Source organism: Gemmatimonadales bacterium (genome assembly GCA_030697825.1).
Taxonomy (GTDB): domain Bacteria; phylum Gemmatimonadota; class Gemmatimonadetes; order Gemmatimonadales; family JACORV01; genus JACORV01.
Map to the genome: position 1 here is coordinate 1 of JAUYOW010000086.1, position 1,557 is coordinate 1,557.

General features: G+C 67.9%; 3 protein-coding genes. 1 reads left to right on the forward strand and 2 read right to left on the reverse strand.

Annotated features, from left to right (window positions below; genetic code table 11):
- Together Q8Q85_04435 and Q8Q85_04440 are read right to left on the reverse strand one after the other, a co-directional pair.
- A partial coding sequence (locus tag Q8Q85_04435) for a UbiA family prenyltransferase (protein ID MDP3773493.1) occupies nucleotides 1-744 on the reverse strand: 744 nt, incomplete at its 3' end.
- Nucleotides 741-1,220, reverse strand: a complete 480-nt coding sequence (locus Q8Q85_04440) for a pyridoxamine 5'-phosphate oxidase family protein (GenBank protein MDP3773494.1) — start codon at nucleotides 1,218-1,220, stop codon at nucleotides 741-743. The genes Q8Q85_04435 and Q8Q85_04440, both read right to left, overlap by 4 nt.
- Before the next feature lie 96 nt (nucleotides 1,221-1,316).
- Here Q8Q85_04440 and Q8Q85_04445 point away from each other — a divergent pair.
- The coding region (locus Q8Q85_04445; protein ID MDP3773495.1) for a hypothetical protein at nucleotides 1,317-1,557 on the forward strand (241 nt) is incomplete at its 3' end.

Consider the following 1,557-nt stretch of genomic DNA (forward strand, 5'->3'; position numbering starts at 1 on the left):
GATGGAGATGCCGACTACGTACGCTCCCGCGGACAGGGCGCACATCTGGCGCAGGGTCAAGAGGCCGCGCTGTATGACGCGGGAGCCGCCGCTGAACTGCGTCGGTGTGTAGTTCGCCTCGTCGGCGCCGGAAAGGGCGTCGAAGATGTCGTTCGCAGTGTTCAGCCCGATGTGGATCGCCGCTCCGCCCACCAGCGTCAGCAACGCCAGCCACCAGCTGAAGTAGCCGTCCCTCGCCGCCACGGCGATCCCCAGCAGTATCGGCACGATCGTCGCCGTCAGGAACGGCAGACGCGTCGCCAGCAGGAACGTCCACACCGGCGACAGGCGCGGCTTCACCTCGCGATGCTGCTCCGCGGAGAGCTGCTCCAGGTAGCGCTTCGCCTGGGCGTTCGAGCGCTCCGAGTACTCGAAGAACGGGATGTCGGCCTCGTCCCAGCCCCAGGCGCGCTCGGGGCGCAGCACCAGCGCGTCGCCGCCGGCGGAAAGCCGGCCCCAGAGCGAGACGTAGCGGCGCTCGTCGTAGCCCTCGCCCGGCCGGGGACGGATGTGGCTGGCGATGACGTTCACCTGGCGGTCGGTGGGCAGCGGCAGCCCGGTGCGGGCGATGCGCACCACGCCGGCGTCGGCGTCGGTGCGGAACGTGGCGGGAGTCTGGAGGGGGTAGCCGTCGTCGTCGACCCACGAGACGACGACGTGCGGGTAGGCGTCGAGCCTGGCGAACAGCTCGCGGTCGATCTTCATGACGGCGCCGGTGCCGTCGCCACCTGCGGCTGCGCCGCCGGGTCGCCGTCCTCCCACCAGAGGACGCGGCGAGGCGTGATCTCGATCAGCGAGCGCTCGAAGAAGAGCGGCAAGGCGAAACGCTTGCTCAGGAAGAAGTCGATAGCCGGTTCCTTGGCACGCCAGAGCGGCATGATCGCCATCCAGGTCTCGTGGGGGTCGTCCTCGACGGCGCGCGCGTCGCCCTGAACGGTACAGCGGGTCGCGAGGCCGCCCGTGGCGACGGGGTCGCTGACGGCGAGGCTCACCTTGCCGTTGCGCTTGATGTGCTCCAGCTTCTTCGAGAAGAGGACGCTGGAGGTCATGTAGACGCGCTCGCCGTCCCAGAGCGGGATCAGCGGGTGCGTGCTGGGCTCGCCGCGCGCGTTGATGACGGTCAGCTCGCTGACCAGCGCTACGCGCAGCAATCCATCGACCGGAAGTGGGAACCAGCTCATCGATGCGCCTCCGCCTGGGCATATTGTGCCTGATTTCACAGTCTCGATCCAGCCCCCATGGGGGGCGCGCGCCGATAGAGTTAGGATAGGAGCGCTATGGAGCCGCAGATCCAGTACGCGAAGACCAAGGACGGCGTGAACATCGCGTACGCGGTCGCAGGTGAAGGCAGGACGGTCGTTCGCGTGCCACCGGTTCCCTGGAGCCACGTGCAGCGCGAATGGTCGGACTGTTCGCTGTTTCTCGTCACGAAACCGTTGGTGGAGGCGTGCCGGGCTGTATGGTTCGACACCCGGGGGAGCGGGCTTTCGGACCGTCACAACCTAGATTTCTCGATAG